Here is a 17,249-nt window from a genome sequence, read left to right as displayed (position 1 = left end):
GACGACGCCTTCGGGCGGTCAGATCTCCAGGCTGGACAGCTGCCCGATGATCTGGGCGGCCAGCGGGTTCAGCGTCGCCATCCCGTCGCGCACCGCATAGCGGGAGCCGGCCAGGTTCACCACCAGCGTGCTGCCGGACACCCCGGCCAGGCCGCGTGACAATCCGGCGTCGATGATGCCCGCGGACAGCCCCGACGCCCGAATCGCCTCGGCGATGCCGAGGATTTCGCGGTCCAAGATCTCCCTTGTGGCTTCCGGGGTGACGTCACGGGGCGTGACGCCCGTGCCGCCGACGGAGACCACCAGGTCGACACCGCCGATCACCGCGGTGTTGAGCGCGTTGCGGATCTCCACCTCGTCGGCCGCGACCGCGACCACGCCGTCGACCACGAAACCCGCCTCGGTCAGCAGCTCGGTGACCAGCGGACCGCTGTGGTCCTCATCCCCATGGGCGGTGCGATCGTCGACGACCACGACCAGGGCCCGCCCGACCACCAACTCCGCGCCCGTCTCCATGGGTGCCACCGTATAACCGAGCTCCGACAATCCCGCCGCCGAGGGTTCTTCGACTCGCATTACTGATCCGCCTTCCCCAGAGTCACCGGCACAGTACGGCTGCCACCACCAGCGGGATCGGAGAAGGTCAGCGAAATCTTGTCGCCGGGCGCCTTGGACCGCACGGCGGCCACCAAGGCGTCGGCGCTGTTGATCGGGCGGTCGTCGACCTTGGTGACGATCACGTTCTTGGGGACCCCGGCGGTGGCGGCCGCACCGTTGGGCACGACGTCGACGACCTTGGCGCCCGGGGAGCCCTTGTCGTTCGTCACCTGCACGCCCAGCGAGGCGTGGGACGCCTTGCCGGTGCTGATCAGCTCGTCGGCGATGCGCTTGGCCTGATCGACCGGGATCGCGAAACCGAGCCCGATCGAACCGCTCTGCGCGTCGGGCGAGTCCGCGCCCAGGGTGGCGATCGCCGAGTTCACGCCCACCAGCTGGCCGTTCATGTTGACCAGCGCGCCGCCGGAGTTGCCGGGGTTGATGGCGGCGTCGGTCTGGATCGCGTCCAGCACGGTGTTCTGATTGCCCGACTCACCGGTGGTGGACACCGGCCGATTCAGCGCGCTGACGATCCCGGTCGTCACCGTGCCCGACAGGCCCAGCGGCGACCCGATGGCCACCACCGGCTGGCCGACGCGGAGGTCCGACGAGGAACCCAGGGAGATCGGGGTCAGGCCGTTGACGCCCTGCACACGGATCACGGCGATGTCGCTGGTCGGATCCGCGCCGACGACGGTGAACGGCGCGGTGCGGCCGTCGGAGAAGGTCACCGTCGTCTTGGGAGCCGGACCACCCGGTCCGCCGCCAGGGCCCCCGGGCGGGGCGCCGGGGGGAGCACCGGGAACAACGGGCGCCTTCGGCGGCCCCGCGGCCGCCGCGACCACGTGGTTGTTGGTGAGGATGAGCCCGTCGGCGGACAGGACGATGCCGGAGCCCTCTTCGGACTGGCGGCCCAGGTCGGTCTCCAGCATGACGACGCTGGGCACCACCTTGGAGGCGACCTGCTCCACGCTGCCGGGCGGCATGTTCGCCGCGGGAACGCTGGGGGCACCGATGACGGTGCGCCCGTTGCCGTTGGACGGGTGGGTGCCAAGCTCGACGGCCGTGGCCGCGGCTCCGCCGACGCCGGCGGAGACCACCGCGATGGCCAAGGCGCCGACCGTCAACAGCCCTGCGCGGGGCCGCTTTTGGGGGCCGGGCGGCATCGGCGGCATCATGCCGGGGATCGGGCCGGTGCCGGTGGCCCCGGGCATGGGGCCTACCCCGGTTGCCCCGGGTATCCGGCCGGGGCCCGTGCCGTTGAACGGGTCGTAGGGCTGCCGGAACTGGCTCGTCTGGGATTGCTGCCGCCAGTCGTATGGCTGGCTGTACGGTGGCTGGTGCCCCTGGCCGTAAGCAGAGGTCCCCGGATGGGTCGGAGTGGGCGCAGGCTGATTCGGCACGGGACGGTATCCCGGCTGCTGCGGCGGTGGCGAATACCTCGGGTCATTCGTCATGTCGCTGGGTCGCACTTCCTCTATCTCGGTATTCGGCTCGTCGGCTCGACGGGCTCCTCAAACAGTAGCTGCAGACCTACCTTGCCCGCGCGGACTGAGAGTCCACTGAGATAACGTTCGCCGGTTCCCGAGAGTTCGACTGGTCGGTGGCCACCGGAACGGTGGCATCCGATTCTTCTTCGGGGTTCTCGGCGGCGGGCGCAGGATACGCAGAGGGCGGCATCGGCCGGCCGGGCAGCAGGACGTAGAACGAGGTCCCCGGCGGCTGTCCGCCGGGGACGGTGTCCTCGACGCGAAGCAGCCCACCATGATTGAGCACGACCTTCTTGACGATCGCCAGCCCAAGGCCGGAGCCCGGCATGGCGCGTGCCGTCGTCGAACGGTAGAACCGCTCGAACACCAGTCGGCGTTCGTGCGGCGGGATGCCGGGGCCCTGGTCGGATACCACCAGCTCCGCGTGCGACGGGTCGAGCTGGCGCATGGTGACGCCGACGCGCCCGCCCGGCGGGCTCCACTTGGCCGCGTTGTCCAACAGGTTCAGCACCGCGCGCGACAGCCCGGCGGCGTCGCCGTACAACTGCCAGGGAGTCACGTTCACGTCGAAGTGAATGTCGTTGCGGCGCCGCCTGACCCGCTCCAGGCTGCGATCGATCACCTCGGACATGTCGACCGGTTCGTGCACCACCTGTCCGGCATCGTCGCGGGTGAGGTCCACCAGATCGCCCACCAGCGTGGACAATTCCTCGATCTGCGCCAGCACGTCGGCGCGCAGCTCGACCATCTCCTGCTCGGGCAGCCGCGGCGCGCCCGGTTCCATCGAAGCCATCAGCAGCTCGACGTTGGTGCGCAGCGACGTCAGCGGGGTACGCAATTCGTGTCCGGCGTCGGTGACCAGCCGCGCCTGCCGCTCGCGGGACTCGGCCAGCGCGCGCAGCATCAGGTTGAACGCCTCGGTGAGCCTGGCCAATTCGTCGCTGCCGAACACCGGAATGGGCCGCAGGTCGTCGGTGCGCGCCACCCGCTCGGCCGCCTCCGTCAGGCGGGCCACCGGACGCAGACCCGCCCTGGTGACCATGCCGCCCGCCACCGCGGCGACCGCGACACCGATGCCGCCGACGATCAGCAGCACCAAACGCAGCTTGGTCATCACCGCCTCGGTCGGTTTGAGGCTCTTGGAGATCAGCAGCGAACAGCCGTTGGGCAGGTGGATGGCCAGCACCCGCTGATCCAGCGCGGTGCGCCGGGACATGAACAGGTCACCGCGGATCACCGCCTTTTCCGGCGCGCCGACGGGCAGCGTCTGACCCGGCTGCTGCGCGGTGTAGATCGAGTGGCCCGGGTTCACCAGCATGGCGTTGACGTCCGAATAGGCGGTGCCCTCGATGGCCTTCCCGGGATCGGCGGCCAGCGAACCGCTGGCGATCAGCAGCTGCGCCCGGCTCTGCAACTGGTTGTCGATATCGCTGTACAGCGCAGCCGAAATCACGGCATAGACGGCGAACGCCATCAGCACGACCACCATCGCCACCATCGACATCGCCAGCAGCATGACGCGCCACCGCAGCGACAGCGAGCTGGTGGCGCGAAGCGGAACGCGTTGGGGCCGTTGGTACCGGATCATCGTCGAATGCGGCTCGTCACGGCGGCGTCTCGCGAAGGACGTAGCCCACGCCGCGGACCGTGTGGATCAGTCGCGGCTCACCGCCGGCTTCGGTCTTGCGGCGCAGGTAGCCGACGTAGACCTCCAGCGCGTTGCCGGAGGTCGGGAAGTCGAATCCCCATACCTCTTCCAGGATCCGGCTGCGGGTGAGCACGCGGCGCGGATTGGCGATCAACATCTCCAGCAGGGCGAATTCGGTGCGCGTCAGGCTGATCTGGCGTTGCCCGCGGGTGACTTCGCGGGTCACCGGGTCCAGCGTCAGGTCGGAGAACGTCATGGCCACCGAGTCGGCGTCCTCGTCGTCCGGCTTGGTGCGGCGCAGCAGCGCCCGCATCCGGGCCAGCAGCTCCTCCAGCGCGAACGGCTTCGGCAGGTAGTCGTCCGCGCCGGCGTCCAGCCCGGCCACCCGCTCGGAGACCGAATCGCGCGCGGTGAGCACCAGGATCGGCAGGTCGTCTCCGGTGCTGCGGAGCTGACGGCACACCTCGAGGCCGTCCAGCCGCGGCATCATCACGTCGAGGACGAGCGCGTCGGGCCGGTCACTGGCGATCATCTCCAGCGCCTCCAGCCCGTCATGGGCCAACTCCACCGAGTAGCCATTGAAGGAAAGCGACCGCCGCAGCGACTCACGCACTGCGCGATCGTCGTCGACGACCAGTATCCGCACGGGGCTAGTGTCGTCCCGACGCCTGAGAGCGGGCTGAGAGGCGCGCCGGGTATTTGCCGAGATTAACTAACGCCGGTCCAGGTCGATCAGGCCGAGCCGGGCGGCCTTGAGCAGCCGGCGGGGCACCTTGTGCTTCTGGCCCGCGACCGTCACACCGACGAGTTCGGTCTTGGTGGCCTTCCACTGCGCGCGACGGCTACGGGTGTTCGCGCGCGACATCCTGCGCTTGGGTACGGCCATGGTCGGGCCTAACTCCTCGTGTCGGGGGCGTGTCGCGGGGGATGGCCCGGGGGGCCGAACGTGCGACGATTGCTACCAGGATAGTCGGTGGCCTGCTGCTCACCAAAACGACCGCCGCCGGCGCCCGGATTGCCATGACGGCCGCGATCCGGCGCCGTCAACGACCGTGGTGGCGATCTCGGCGCCGGAGGCGATCGGACGTCCTTGACGTGGCACCGGCGCGACCCGCTAACCTACCGGTTGGTTGGTTGGTTTGCGCTCACCGGTGAATCGCAGATTGGAGGACTGCATGGCCTCTGCCCCTGCTCACGACGCTGTCCGGATCGCGAACTGCTCCGGGTTCTACGGCGACCGGCTGTCGGCGATGCGGGAGATGCTCACCGGCGGGGACGTGGACTACCTCACCGGCGATTACCTGGCCGAACTGACCATGCTGATCCTGGGGCGCGACCGGATGAAGCATCCCGAGCGCGGCTATGCCAAGACCTTCCTGACCCAGCTCGAGGATTGCCTGGGCGAGGCATGCGACCGCGGCGTCCGCATCGTCGCCAACGCGGGTGGCCTCAACCCGGCCGGGCTGGCCGACGCGATCCGCGCCCTGGCCGAACGGCTCGGCGTCCCCGCCCGCGTCGCCCACGTCGAGGGCGACGACCTGCTGGCGCGCGCCGCCGACCTCGGCCTGGGCTCCCCCCTGACCGCCAACGCCTACCTGGGCGCGTGGGGCATCGTCGACTGCCTGGGCGACGGCGCCGACGTGGTCGTCACCGGCCGGGTCACCGACGCCTCGGTGATCGTCGGCGCCGCGGCGGCCCACTTCGGCTGGGGACGCGCCGACTACGACGCTCTCGCGGGTGCCGTGGTCGCCGGCCACGTCATCGAGTGCGGCGTGCAGGCCACCGGCGGCAACTACTCCTTCTTCACGGAGGTGCCCGACCTGACCCATGCCGGCTTCCCGCTGGCCGAGGTGCACGCCGATGGCTCGTCGGTGATCACCAAGCACCCCGGCACCGGCGGCCTGGTCAGCGTCGACACCGTCACCGCGCAGCTGCTCTACGAGATCACCGGCGCCCGCTACGCCAACCCCGACGTCACCGCCCGGATGGACACCGTCGAGCTGACCGCCGAAGGCCCGGACCGTATCCGCATCAGCGGCGTGCGGGGCGAGCCGCCGCCGCCCACCTACAAGGTGTCACTGAACAGCATCGGCGGCTTCCGCAATTCCATGACGTTCGTGCTGACCGGGCTGGACATCGAGGCCAAAGCCGACTTGGTGCGCCGGCAGCTCGAAGCCGCGCTGACCGTAAAGCCCGCGGAGCTGCAGTGGTCGCTGGCGCGCACCGACCACACCGACGCCGACACCGAGGAGGCCGCCAGCGCGCTGCTGCACTGCGTGGTCCGCGATCCCGATTCTTCAAGCGTCGGGCGTCAATTCTCTTCGGCCGCCGTGGAATTGGCGCTCGCCAGTTATCCCGGCTTCCACGTGACCGCCCCGCCGGGTGACGGCCAGGTCTACGGCGTGTTCACCGCCGGTTACGTCGATGCCACCCAGGTGCCGCACGTCGCGGTGCACGCCGACGGCTCGCGCGTCGAGATCCCTTGCGCCACCGATACTCTGGAGTTGGCGCCCGCCGCTCCCCCGGTGTCCCCCGAGCCGCTTGCCGCCGGGCCGGTGCGCAGGGTGCCGCTGGGCCGCATCGCCGGGGCGCGAAGCGGCGACAAGGGCGGCTCGGCCAACGTCGGGGTCTGGGTGCGCACCGACGACCAGTGGCGCTGGCTGGCCAACACCCTGACCGTCGAGCTGCTCAAGGAGCTGCTGCCCGAAGCGGCGGAGTTCGAGGTCACCCGCCACGTGCTGCCCAACCTGCGCGCGGTCAACTTCGTCATCGACGGCATCCTGGGCCAGGGCGTTGCGTATCAGGCCCGTTTCGATCCGCAGGCCAAAGGGCTGGGTGAATGGCTGCGCAGCCGGCATGTCGACATCCCCGAAAGGCTGCTATGAATCTGTGGACGACGCCGGAGCGCGAACAGTTGCGAAAGTCGGTGCGCTCCTTCACCGAACGCGAGATCCTGCCGCACGCCGACGAGTGGGAGCGCATCGGCGAGCTGCCGCGCGACCTGCACCGGCGCGCCGGGGCGGCCGGCCTGCTGGGCGCGGGCTTCCCCGAGGCGGTCGGTGGCGGCGGGGGTGACGGCGCGGACGCGGTGATCATCTGCGAAGAGGTGCATCAGGCCGGCGCTCCGGGAGGGGTCTTCGCCTCGCTGTTCACCTGCGGCATCGCGGTGCCGCACATGATCGCCTCCGGCGATCAGCGGCTGATCGAGGAGTTCGTGCGGCCGACGCTGGCCGGCGACAAGATCGGCGCGCTGGCCATCACCGAGCCCGGCGGCGGCTCCGACGTGGGGCACCTGCGGACCTCGGCGGTGCGCGACGGTGACCATTACGTGGTCAACGGCGCCAAGACCTACATCACCTCCGGGGTGCGCGCGGACTACGTCGTCACCGCGGTGCGCACCGGCGGTCCCGGGGCCGCGGGTGTTTCGTTGCTGGTGGTCGAGAAGGGCACCACGGGTTTCGAGGTGAGCCGCAAGCTGGCCAAGATGGGGTGGCGGTCCTCGGACACCGCCGAGCTGTCCTTCGTCGATGCCCGGGTGCCGGCCGCCAACCTGGTCGGCGCCGAGAACAGCGGCTTCCTGCAGATCGCGCAGGCGTTCGTCTCGGAACGCATCGGCCTTGCCGCGCAGGCGTATTCGAGTGCCCAGCGGTGCCTGGACCTGACCGTGCAGTGGTGCCGCGACCGCGAGACCTTCGGGCGGCCGCTGATATCCCGGCAGTCGGTGCAGAACACGCTGGCCGAGATGGCCCGGCGCATCGACGTCGCCCGGGTCTACTCCCGACATGTGGTCGAACGCCAGCTGGCCGGTGAGACCAACCTGATCGCCGAGGTGTGTTTCGCCAAGAACACCGCCGTGGAGGCCGGCGAATGGGTGGCCAACCAGGCCGTGCAGCTGTTCGGCGGCATGGGCTACATGGCCGAATCCGAAGTCGAACGCCAATACCGGGACATGCGGATCCTGGGCATCGGCGGTGGGACCACCGAAATCCTGACCTCGCTGGCCGCGAAAACGCTGGGATACCAATCATGACCACCCTCAAGTCGACGCTCGACCCGAACTCCCCGGCCTACACCGACGCGGCGTCGACGGCGACCACCCGGCTAGAGGAGATCGACGCCGAACTCGCCAAAGCGCTTGCCGGCGGCGGGCCCAAGTACGTCGAACGCCACCACGGGCGCGGCAAGCTGACCGCGCGGGAACGCATCGAGCTGCTCCTCGACCCCGACTCCCCGTTCCTCGAGCTCAGCCCGCTGGCCGCCTACGGCAGCGCGTTCACCGTCGGCGCCAGCACCGTCACCGGCATCGGAGTGGTGTCGGGCGTGGAATGCCTGATCGTCGCCAACGACCCGACGGTCAAGGGTGGCACCAGCAACCCATGGACCCTGAAAAAGATCCTGCGGGCCAACCAGATCGCGTTCGAAAACCGGCTGCCCGTCATCTCGCTGGTGGAATCCGGCGGGGCGGACCTGCCCACCCAGAAAGAGATCTTCATCCCCGGCGGCCGGATGTTTCGCGACCTCACCCGCTTGTCGGCGGCCGGCATCCCCACCATCGCGCTGGTGTTCGGCAACTCGACCGCCGGCGGCGCCTACATTCCCGGCATGTCCGATCACGTGGTGATGATCAAGGAACGCTCCAAGGTGTTCCTGGCCGGTCCCCCGCTGGTCAAGATGGCCACCGGTGAGGAATCCGACGACGAATCGCTGGGCGGCGCCGAAATGCATTCCCGGGTCTCCGGTTTGGGGGACTACTTCGCCGTCGACGAGCTCGACGCCATCCGCATCGGGCGCCGCATCGTGGCCCGGCTGAATTGGCTCAAGCAGGGACCGGCCCCGGGGCCCGTGGCCGAGCCGCTGTTCGATGCCGAGGAGCTGATCGGCATCGTGCCCGCGGACCTGCGCATCCCGTTCGACCCCCGCGAGGTGATCGCCCGCATCGTCGACGGGTCCGAGTTCGACGAATTCAAAGCCATGTACGGGTCGTCGCTGGTGACCGGCTGGGCCCGGCTGCACGGTTACCCCCTGGGCATCCTGGCCAACGCGCGCGGCGTGCTGTTCAGCGAGGAGTCGCAGAAGGCGACCCAATTCATCCAGCTGGCCAACCGGTCCAACACGCCACTGTTGTTCCTGCACAACACCACCGGCTACATGGTGGGCAAGGACTACGAGGAGGGCGGGATGATCAAGCACGGCTCGATGATGATCAACGCCGTCTCCAACTCCACGGTCCCGCACATCTCGCTGTTGATCGGCGCCTCCTACGGCGCCGGCCACTACGGCATGTGCGGCCGGGCCTACGACCCCCGCTTCCTGTTCGCCTGGCCCAGCGCCAAATCCGCGGTGATGGGCGGCGCCCAACTTGCGGGCGTCTTGTCGATCGTGGCCCGCGCCGCCGCCGAAGCCCGCGGCCAGCAGGTGGACGAGGAGGCCGACGCCGCGATGCGGGCCGCCGTCGAGGGGCAGATCGAAGCCGAGTCCCTGCCGCTGGTCCTGTCCGGGATGCTCTACGACGACGGGGTGATCGATCCGCGCGACACCCGCACCGTGTTGGGAATGTGTCTGTCCGCCATCGCCAATGGCCCGATCAAGGGGACGTCGAACTTCGGCGTCTTCCGGATGTGAGCCCCATGGTTACTCGAGTGCTGGTCGCCAACCGCGGCGAGATCGCCCGACGTGTCTTCGCCACCTGCCGACGGCTGGGCCTGGGCACCGTCGCCGTCTACACCGACCCGGACGCCGACGCCCCGCACGTCGCCGAGGCCGACGCGCGGGTGCGGCTGCCGAAGACCAACGACTACCTGAACGCCGAGGCGATCATCGCCGCCGCCCGCGCCGCCGGCGCCGACGCGGTGCACCCCGGCTACGGGTTCCTCTCGGAGAACGCCGATTTCGCGGCCGCCGTCCAGGCCGCGGGCCTGAGCTGGATCGGGCCGCCGGTGGACGCGGTGCGGGCGATGGGCTCCAAGATCGAGTCCAAGAAGCTGATGGCCGCCGCCGGAGTCCCGGTGCTCGACGAGCTCGACCCCGACGCCGTCACCGAGACGCAGCTGCCCGTGCTGGTCAAGGCCTCCGCCGGCGGCGGCGGCCGCGGCATGCGGGTGGTGCGCGAACTGTCCGCTCTCGCAAGCGAAGTCGAGGCCGCCCGCCGCGAGGCGCAGTCCGCGTTCGGCGACCCGACCGTGTTCTGCGAGCGCTACCTGCCCACCGGGCACCACATCGAGGTGCAGGTGATGGCCGACACCCACGGCACGGTGTGGGCCGTCGGCGAACGGGAATGCTCCATCCAGCGCCGGCACCAGAAGATCATCGAGGAGGCCCCCTCCCCCTTGGTCGAGCGCATACCGGGCATGCGGGCCAGGCTGTTCGACGCGGCCCGGCTGGCCGCCGGGGCGATCGGGTACACGGGCGCCGGCACGGTCGAGTTCCTCGCCGACGACGACGGCGAGTTCTACTTCCTGGAGATGAACACCCGCCTGCAGGTCGAGCACCCGGTGACCGAGGAAACCACCGGGCTCGACCTGGTGGAACTGCAGCTCGCCGTCGCCGTAGGCGACCGGCTCGACGCCGAACCGCCTGCCGCGCACGGGCATTCGATCGAGGCCCGGCTTTATGCGGAGGATCCCGCCCAGGGCTGGCAGCCACAGGCAGGCCGGGTGGACAACTTCGAGGTGCCGGCGGTCCGATCACGATTCGGCACGCTGGGTCACCGGACGGGCATCCGCCTCGACTCGGGCATCGCCGCCGGGTCGACGGTGTCGATTCACTACGACCCGATGCTGGCCAAGGTCATCTCGTACGCGCCGACCCGCAAGCAGGCGGCACTCGTGCTCGCCGACGCGCTGGCCCGCACCCGGCTGCACGGCCTGCGCACCAACCGTGAGCTGCTGGTCAACGTGCTGCGCCATCACGCGTTCCTCGACGGCGACACCGACACCGCATTTTTCGACACGCATGACCTGACGAAACTGTCGGCCCCCCTGGCCGACGGCGCCACCGTCCGGCTGTCCGCGATCGCCGCCGCGCTCGCCGACGCCGCGCACAACCGCGCGACCGCGCCGGTCCTGGGATCGCTGCCCAGCGGCTGGCGCAACCTGGCGTCCGGCTATCAGGTGAAGACCTACCGCGACGCCGATGGCGGCGAGCATCGGGTCGAATACCGGTTCCCCAGAACGGGATTGCTCCTGGCCGACGACGAGCCGGTCCGGCTGGTCTCGGCGACGGCGGACGAGGTCGCACTCGCCGACGAGTCCGGGGTGGCGTGCGGCTTCGCCGTCGCGCGCTACGGCGACAACGTCTACGTCGACTCGGCGCGCGGCCCCGTTCATCTGGTCGCGCTGCCACGGTTCCCCGAGCCGGGTTCGACCGTCGAGCAGGGTTCCCTGGTGGCGCCCATGCCCGGCAACGTCATCCGCCTCGCCGCCGCGGTCGGCGACACCGTTAGCGCCGGGCAGCCACTGATCTGGCTGGAGGCGATGAAGATGGAACACACCATCACCGCACCCTCCGACGGAGTGCTCGCCGAGCTCAACGTCGATACCGGTCAGCAAGTCGAGGTGGGCGCCGTCCTGGCAAGAGTGGAAGCGCCCCAAGCAGAAGGAGATTCGTAAATGACCGACACCAGCTTCATCGAAAGCGAGGAACGGCAGGCCCTGCGCAAGTCGGTGGCCGCGTGGGCCGCCAACTACGGCAGCGAGTACTACCTCAAGAAGGCGCGCGCGCATGAGCACACCGACGAATTGTGGTCGGAGGCGGGCAAGCTCGGCTTCCTCGGGGTGAACCTGCCCGAGGAATACGGGGGCGGCGGTGCCGGCATGTACGAGCTGTCACTGGTGATGGAGGAGATGGCGGCGGCGGGCAGCGCGTTGCTGCTGATGGTCGTTTCGCCGGCGATCAACGGCACCATCATCAGCAAGTTCGGCACCGAAGAGCAGAAGAGGCGCTGGATCCCGGGCATCGCCGACGGCACCCTGACCATGGCGTTCGCCATCACCGAGCCGGACGCCGGCTCCAACTCGCACAAGATCACCACCACCGCCCGCCGCGACGGCAGCGACTGGATTCTCAAGGGCCAGAAGGTCTACATCTCGGGCATCGACCAGGCGCAGGCCGTGCTGGTGGTGGGTCGCACGGAAGAGGCCAAGACCGGCAAGCTGCGGCCGGCCCTGTTCGTGGTGCCCACCGACGCCCCCGGATTCTCCTACACGCCAATCGAAATGGAGCTGATCAGTCCCGAGCGGCAGTTCCAGGTCTTCCTCGACGACGTCCGGCTGCCGGCCGACGCGCTGGTCGGTTCAGAGGACGCCGCGATCGCGCAGCTCTTCGCCGGCCTGAACCCCGAGAGGATCATGGGCGCCGCCAGCTCGGTGGGGATGGGACGTTTCGCCCTAGAGAAAGCCGCCGACTACGTCAAGACCCGCCAGGTGTGGGGCACGCCGATCGGTGCGCACCAGGGGCTGTCGCATCCGTTGGCGCAGTGCCACATCGAGGTGCAACTGGCCAAGCTGATGATGCAGAAGGCCGCCACGCTCTACGACAGCGGCGACGACGCGGGCGCGGCCGAGGCCGCCAACATGGCCAAATACGCTGCGGCCGAGGCGGCTACCCGCTCGGTCGACCAGGCCGTGCAGTCGATGGGCGGCAATGGGCTGACCAAGGAGTACGGCGTCGCCGCCATGCTCGCCTCGGCCAGGCTCGGGCGGATCGCCCCGGTCAGCCGTGAGATGGTGCTCAACTTCGTGGCGCAGACATCGCTGGGTCTGCCCCGGTCATACTGATGGAAACGCTGGTCGAATACGCCGGTCCCGCCGACAGCGGCGGGCCGTTCGCGCGACTGACGCTGAACTCGCCCCACAACCGCAACGCCCTCTCGACCGCGCTCGTCGAGCAGTTGCATCAGGGGCTGCGCGACGCGGCGGCGGAGCCGGCCGTGCGCGCAGTGGTGCTGGGCCATACGGGCAACACCTTCTGCGCCGGCGCGGACTTGAGCGAGGCCGGCGCGGGCGATCCCTTTGATCTGGCGGTGGCGCGGGCCCGCGAAATGACCGCGGTGATGCGGGCCATCGTCTCCTCGCCGCTGCCGGTCATCGCCGCCATCGACGGGCATGTCCGCGCGGGCGGGTTCGGGCTCGTCGGCGCCTGCGACATCGCCGTCGCCGGCCCGCGCAGCACCTTCGCCCTGACCGAGGCCCGAATCGGCGTCGCCCCGGCGATCATCTCGCTGACCCTGCTGCCGAAGCTGTCGCCACGCGCCGCGGCGCGCTACTACCTGACGGGCGAGACGTTCGACGCCGCCACGGCGACGGACATCGGACTGATCACGATGGCCGCCGAGGACGTCGACGCCGCGGTGGCAAAGCTGCTCGCCGATGTGGGCCGCGGTTCGCCGCAGGGGCTGGCGGCCTCCAAGGCGCTGACCACGGCGGCGGTGCTGGAAGGGTTCGACCGCGACGCCGGACGGCTCGCCGAAGAGTCGGCCCGGCTCTTCGTGTCCGACGAAGCCCGCGAGGGCATGCTGGCGTTTCTGCAGAAGCGCGCCCCGAGCTGGACGAGTTAGCCAGGTGTCAAACAAACCCCGCCGGCCGAACCGGCCGGCGCGGGTCAAGGTTGCAGTTTGACCAATCCTCTTGCGGCAATAGCCGGACGTCGTAGGCTCGTGGGTGATGAGCAACTCCGCGCAACGCGATGCGAACGACACGCGCGACGAATCGTCGCGCGCGGCCGACACTGATCGCATCCAGCTCGCGCAGTTGCTGGCCTACGCGGCCGAGCAGGGCCGGCTGCAGATGAAGGACTACGAAGACCGTCTGACCAGGGCGTATGCCGCGACCACGTACGCGGAACTGGACCAGCTGCGGGCCGATCTGCCGGGCGCACCCATCAGCCCGCGCCGCGGCGGAAAGCCCAACCCTGCGCCGTCCACGCTGTTGCTGGCCCTGCTGAGCGGCTTCGAGCGGCGGGGCCGGTGGAACGTACCCAAGAAGCTGACCACCTTCGCGTTGTGGGGCAACGGCGTGGTGGATCTGCGCTACGCCGACTTCACCTCGACCGAGGTCGACATCCACGCGATGTCGATCATGGGCGCGACGAGAATTTTGCTGCCGCCCGAAGTCAACGTCGAGATTCACGGCCGCGGCGTCATGGGCAACTTCGACCGCAGCGTCCTCGGCCAGGGCACCCCCGGCGCACCCAAGGTGAACATTCGCGGCTTCTCGCTGTGGGGCGCCGTCGGCATCATTCGCAAGGCCCGCCGGCCCCGCGGCGAGCATCAGCCGGGCACGTAATCGAACTTGTCGGGGTTAGGCCCGTTCCGACCCGCTTCACCCTTGTCCAGGGCTGAGATCGCGTCCATGTCGGAGTGATCCAGTTCGAAGTCGAAGATCTCGAAGTTCTCCTTAACCCGTTCCGGGGTCACCGACTTGGGGAAGACGATGTCGCCGCGCTGAATGTGCCAGCGCAACACCACCTGTGCCGCCGTCCTGCCCCGCGCCTCGGCGACGCGGTTGATCACCGGATCGTCGAGCACCCTGCCCTGCGCGATCGGTGCCCACCCCTCGGTGACGATGCCGTGTTCGCGTCCGTACGCCCGGACCTGTTCGTTACCGAAGTAGGGGTGAACCTCGATCTGGTTGACCGACGGGACGGTGTCGGTTTCGTTTGCGAGCCGATCCAGGTGTGGGACTTGGAAATTCGAGACGCCGATGCTGCGGGCGCGCCCGTCGCGGGCGAACTCTTCGAACACTTTCCAGGTCGAGACGAAGTCGCCGTCATAGAGCGTGGGCAGCGGCCAGTGGATGAGGAACAGGTCCACGTAGTCCGACCCGAGGGCCTTGAGGGTTCCGTCGAAGGCGCGGCGCGCGTCGTCGGGTTTGTGGAACCCGTTGTTGAGCTTGCTGGTGATGAACACGTCGGCGCGGTCGAGACCCGCGTCCCGGATGCCTTGTCCGACTTCGGATTCGTTGCCGTACATCTCGGCGGTGTCGATGTGCCGGTAGCCGATCTCGAGCGCTGTCTTGACCGCCGCCACAGTCTGGTCGGGCTTGATCTGGAACACGCCGAAACCGAGCTGCGGAATGCCGACACCATCGTTGAGTTCGATCGTTGGAACCTTGCTCATGCATCTCCTCCTTCGTGACGTCCTATACCCGGTCGGCCGCGGTCTTATCGGCGGCAACGAGCATCCCGCTACGAGGGCGCGCCCGATACCCCAGCCTGGCCGAGGCCGGACGTGCGTGTCTTCGCCGCTGGCGTCCATTGACGCTGCGGGCCACCGCCAGTGAGCGCATGCCGGCTAGCCGCAACCCGGGCGGGCTAGCGGCGGCGCGACCGCAGGTAGTCGCCCACCACGGCCGCGCCCAGGCCGTCGAGGTCGGGCACCACGACGCGTCCCTCGACGCGCCGGGCGACCTGGTCGATGAACCGGGCCAGGCCGGGGTCGCTGCCCAGCCGGAAGATCGTGATCTGCGCGCCCAGGCGGGCCATGTCGTCGAAGCCGCGCACGGTATGGGCGATGGTCCGCGGGTGCGGCGGGTAATCGAAAAACACGGTGGTGCCGTCACCGTCGAAATCCTCCAGGTGGGCGGTGGGCTCACCGTCGGTCACCACCAGGACGACGGGCTGCGCGTTGGGGTGCCGCCGGAGGTGCCGGCCGGCCAACGCCAGCGCGTGATGCAGGTTGGTGCCCTGCTCGTAGACGCCCTCCAGGCCGGTGAGCTCGGCGGCGGTCACCGTCCGGGCGTACCGGCCGAACGCGATGATCTGCAAGGCGTCGGAACGAAATCGCGTGCATACCAGGTGATTGAGCGCCAGCGCCGTCTGCTTCATCGGCAGCCAGCGATTCTCCATCACCATCGAGAACGACGTGTCCACCAGCAGGGCGACCGCGGCCTGGGTACGCGTCTCGGTCTCGGAGACCTCGACGTCGTCCACGGTGATCTTCAGCGATCCGGTACCGCCGTCCAGGGTGGCCGTTCCGGCCTGCCGCAGCACCGCGTTGGTCAGCGTGCGGGAGATGTTCCACGGCTCGGTGTCACCGAACTGCCACGGCCGGGTGGCGCCGGTGAGTTCGCCGGCCGCTCCCGCGCGCCGATGGTCGCGCTCGCCGCGCCGGCCGGAAAGCTGTTGCGCCACATCGCGTAACGCCGTCTCGCCCAGCCTGCGCATGGCCTTCGGGGAGAGCCGCCACTGGCCGTCGGAACCCCGGTCCAGGAATCCCTGATTGACCAGCGCCCGTTCCAAGTCGGCGAGCGTGCGCGCGTCGACGGCGGCCTGGTCGCCGAGCTGGCGGGCCAGCGCGTCGAGATCGACGTCGTCCATGGTGGCGCCCGGGTAGCTTTGCGAAAGCTGCTCGGCCAGTTGCTCGAGCTCGGCGACGTCGGCCAGCGCCTGCGTGCCCTCGCCCATGCCGAACGGGTTGTCGCCGGAGAACTCCTCGGACCCGGTCCAGTCCTCCCCCGGCCGGGCGGCCTGCAGGTGCGCGTCGAGCCGGTTCAGCGCCTGCATCAGCGCGGGCGACCCGAATGCCTGCTGCGCCAACGCATCCAGCTCGGCCCGCTGGTCGGGGCTCAGGCTGTTGCGGAAGCGTTGCGCGGCCGCGGCGCGCTTGGCCAGCGAGTCCAGCAGCTCGTCGACGTTGCGCGGGTTCTCCGGGAAGAACTCGCCGTGTTTGTTCATGAAGTCCTGAAAGTCCTGCTGGGTGTCCTCACCGCGGCCGTGCTTGTCCAGCAGGTCGTTGAGGTCGTTCAGCATGTCGTTGACGCGCTGGCGGTCCTCGTCGGTGGCGCCCTGCAGCGCCTCCTTCATCCCGGCGAAGCGCTGGTCGAGCATCTCGCGGCCGAGCAGATCCTTGATCTGGTCGTACTTTTCGCGGGCCTCGTTGCTGCGCCAGTTGTAGTCGGAGAGCTCCTGAACGGCCTTGGCCGGCGAGGCCGGCAGGGCATCGAGCTGGAGTTCGCCGAAGCGCGCGTCGTCGTCGAGCGCGCGGGCCAGTTCTTTGCGTTCGGCCAGCACCGCCTCGTCGAGCAGCTTCTTGATCTCCTGCAGGGTGCCGTCCAAGTTGTTGCGGCGCAACAATTCCCGTCGGCGCCGGTTCGCCTCGGCCGCCAGCCGGTCGGCGCCGGGCATGTTCTTGGTGCCGCGGCGCAGCAGCTCGGACAGCGCGCGGCGCGGCGAGGTGCCGGCCATCACGTCCTGCCCGATCTGCTCGAGGGCCTCGCGCAGATCCACCGGCGGGGCCAGCGGGTCCGGCCCGCCGGTGTACGCCGAGTACCGCGACGAATGCCCTTTACCCATAGACGGTTTGGCCCTCCCCGGACACCTTGTCGATCCGCTTGGCCAGATACAGGGCCTCCAGCGCGAGCTCCAGCGCGGCGGCGCGCTCGCCCTCGGACTGCGCGTTGACCTTGGCCGCGATCTTGTCCACCACGGGCAGGGCCGGAACCGCGGCCAGCACGTCCTTGGCCGACACCCGCTCGCCCGTCGTGACCGCCGAACCGCCCTCGACCGCGGACCCCAGCGAC

14 protein-coding genes and 1 pseudogene are annotated in these 17,249 nt (G+C 69.5%); 7 read left to right on the top strand and 8 right to left on the bottom strand.

Annotated features, from left to right (window positions below; all coding sequences use genetic code 11):
* Positions 1 to 18: 18 nt before the first annotated feature.
* The 5 genes from A5692_RS00715 to rpmF form a co-directional block, all read right to left on the bottom strand.
* Positions 19 to 576 carry a molybdenum cofactor biosynthesis protein B gene (locus A5692_RS00715; protein ID WP_067921405.1) on the bottom strand — a complete coding sequence of 186 codons (558 nt, stop codon included), beginning with the start codon at positions 574 to 576 and terminating at the stop codon, positions 19 to 21.
* Positions 576 to 2,054, bottom strand: coding sequence for a S1C family serine protease (locus tag A5692_RS00710; RefSeq protein ID WP_068051133.1), 1,479 nt, complete (start codon positions 2,052 to 2,054; stop codon positions 576 to 578). Before A5692_RS00710 ends, A5692_RS00715 begins: the two co-directional genes overlap by 1 nt.
* A 76-nt stretch (positions 2,055 to 2,130) precedes the next feature.
* Positions 2,131 to 3,675: a HAMP domain-containing sensor histidine kinase gene (locus tag A5692_RS00705; protein ID WP_068051096.1), complete on the bottom strand. Its 1,545-nt coding sequence runs from the start codon at positions 3,673 to 3,675 to the stop codon at positions 2,131 to 2,133.
* 16 nt (positions 3,676 to 3,691) lie between these two features.
* Positions 3,692 to 4,381, bottom strand: coding sequence for a two-component system response regulator MprA (mprA, locus tag A5692_RS00700; protein ID WP_068051094.1), 690 nt, complete (start codon positions 4,379 to 4,381; stop codon positions 3,692 to 3,694).
* A 66-nt stretch (positions 4,382 to 4,447) separates the two neighbouring features.
* On the bottom strand, positions 4,448 to 4,621 hold the full coding sequence (gene rpmF, locus A5692_RS00695) for a 50S ribosomal protein L32 (RefSeq protein ID WP_007168835.1): 174 nt from the start codon (positions 4,619 to 4,621) through the stop codon (positions 4,448 to 4,450).
* A gap of 289 nt (positions 4,622 to 4,910) precedes the next feature.
* Here rpmF and A5692_RS00690 point away from each other — a divergent pair, with 289 nt between their 5' ends.
* The 7 genes from A5692_RS00690 to A5692_RS00660 all read left to right on the top strand — a co-directional run bounded on the left by A5692_RS00690 (position 4,911) and on the right by A5692_RS00660 (position 14,015).
* Positions 4,911 to 6,620, top strand: a complete 1,710-nt coding sequence (locus tag A5692_RS00690) for an acyclic terpene utilization AtuA family protein (RefSeq protein ID WP_068051092.1) — start codon at positions 4,911 to 4,913, stop codon at positions 6,618 to 6,620.
* Positions 6,617 to 7,765: an acyl-CoA dehydrogenase family protein gene (locus A5692_RS00685; RefSeq protein WP_068051090.1), complete on the top strand. Its 1,149-nt coding sequence runs from the start codon at positions 6,617 to 6,619 to the stop codon at positions 7,763 to 7,765. Before A5692_RS00690 ends, A5692_RS00685 begins: the two co-directional genes overlap by 4 nt.
* Positions 7,762 to 9,357 (top strand): acyl-CoA carboxylase subunit beta, encoded by a 1,596-nt coding sequence (locus A5692_RS00680; RefSeq protein ID WP_068051089.1) that lies wholly within the window; start codon positions 7,762 to 7,764, stop codon positions 9,355 to 9,357. The genes A5692_RS00685 and A5692_RS00680 overlap by 4 nt, the downstream gene beginning before the upstream one ends.
* A gap of 5 nt (positions 9,358 to 9,362) precedes the next feature.
* A complete protein-coding gene (locus tag A5692_RS00675; protein WP_068051087.1) occupies positions 9,363 to 11,342 on the top strand; it encodes a biotin carboxylase N-terminal domain-containing protein in 1,980 nt (659 codons plus the stop codon).
* On the top strand, positions 11,343 to 12,509 hold the full coding sequence (locus tag A5692_RS00670; protein WP_068051085.1) for an acyl-CoA dehydrogenase family protein: 1,167 nt from the start codon (positions 11,343 to 11,345) through the stop codon (positions 12,507 to 12,509). It begins immediately after the preceding gene.
* Entirely contained in the window at positions 12,509 to 13,288 is a 780-nt protein-coding gene (locus A5692_RS00665) for an enoyl-CoA hydratase family protein (protein WP_068051083.1), read from the top strand. Before A5692_RS00670 ends, A5692_RS00665 begins: the two co-directional genes overlap by 1 nt.
* 106 nt (positions 13,289 to 13,394) lie before the next feature.
* Complete coding sequence (locus A5692_RS00660; RefSeq protein WP_068051081.1) at positions 13,395 to 14,015, top strand: DUF1707 domain-containing protein; 621 nt, start codon at positions 13,395 to 13,397, stop codon at positions 14,013 to 14,015.
* On the opposite strand, the gene A5692_RS00655 is transcribed toward A5692_RS00660, so the two are convergent.
* The 3 genes and pseudogenes from A5692_RS00655 to A5692_RS00645 form a co-directional block, all read right to left on the bottom strand.
* Complete coding sequence (locus A5692_RS00655; protein ID WP_068051079.1) at positions 14,000 to 14,848, bottom strand: aldo/keto reductase; 849 nt, start codon at positions 14,846 to 14,848, stop codon at positions 14,000 to 14,002. The genes A5692_RS00660 and A5692_RS00655 overlap by 16 nt on opposite strands.
* Before the next feature lie 194 nt (positions 14,849 to 15,042).
* Positions 15,043 to 17,022, bottom strand: a complete 1,980-nt coding sequence (locus A5692_RS00650) for a VWA domain-containing protein (RefSeq protein ID WP_068051077.1) — start codon at positions 17,020 to 17,022, stop codon at positions 15,043 to 15,045.
* Positions 17,015 to 17,249: pseudogene (locus tag A5692_RS00645) on the bottom strand (magnesium chelatase); the annotation flags it as partial. The pseudogene A5692_RS00645 and the gene A5692_RS00650, both read right to left, overlap by 8 nt.

Source organism: Mycobacterium sp. E342 (assembly GCF_001667665.1).
Lineage (GTDB): Bacteria > Actinomycetota > Actinomycetes > Mycobacteriales > Mycobacteriaceae > Mycobacterium.
Note: the sequence above shows the minus strand (reverse complement) of the source record. Positions and strands in the feature narration are given on the sequence as shown.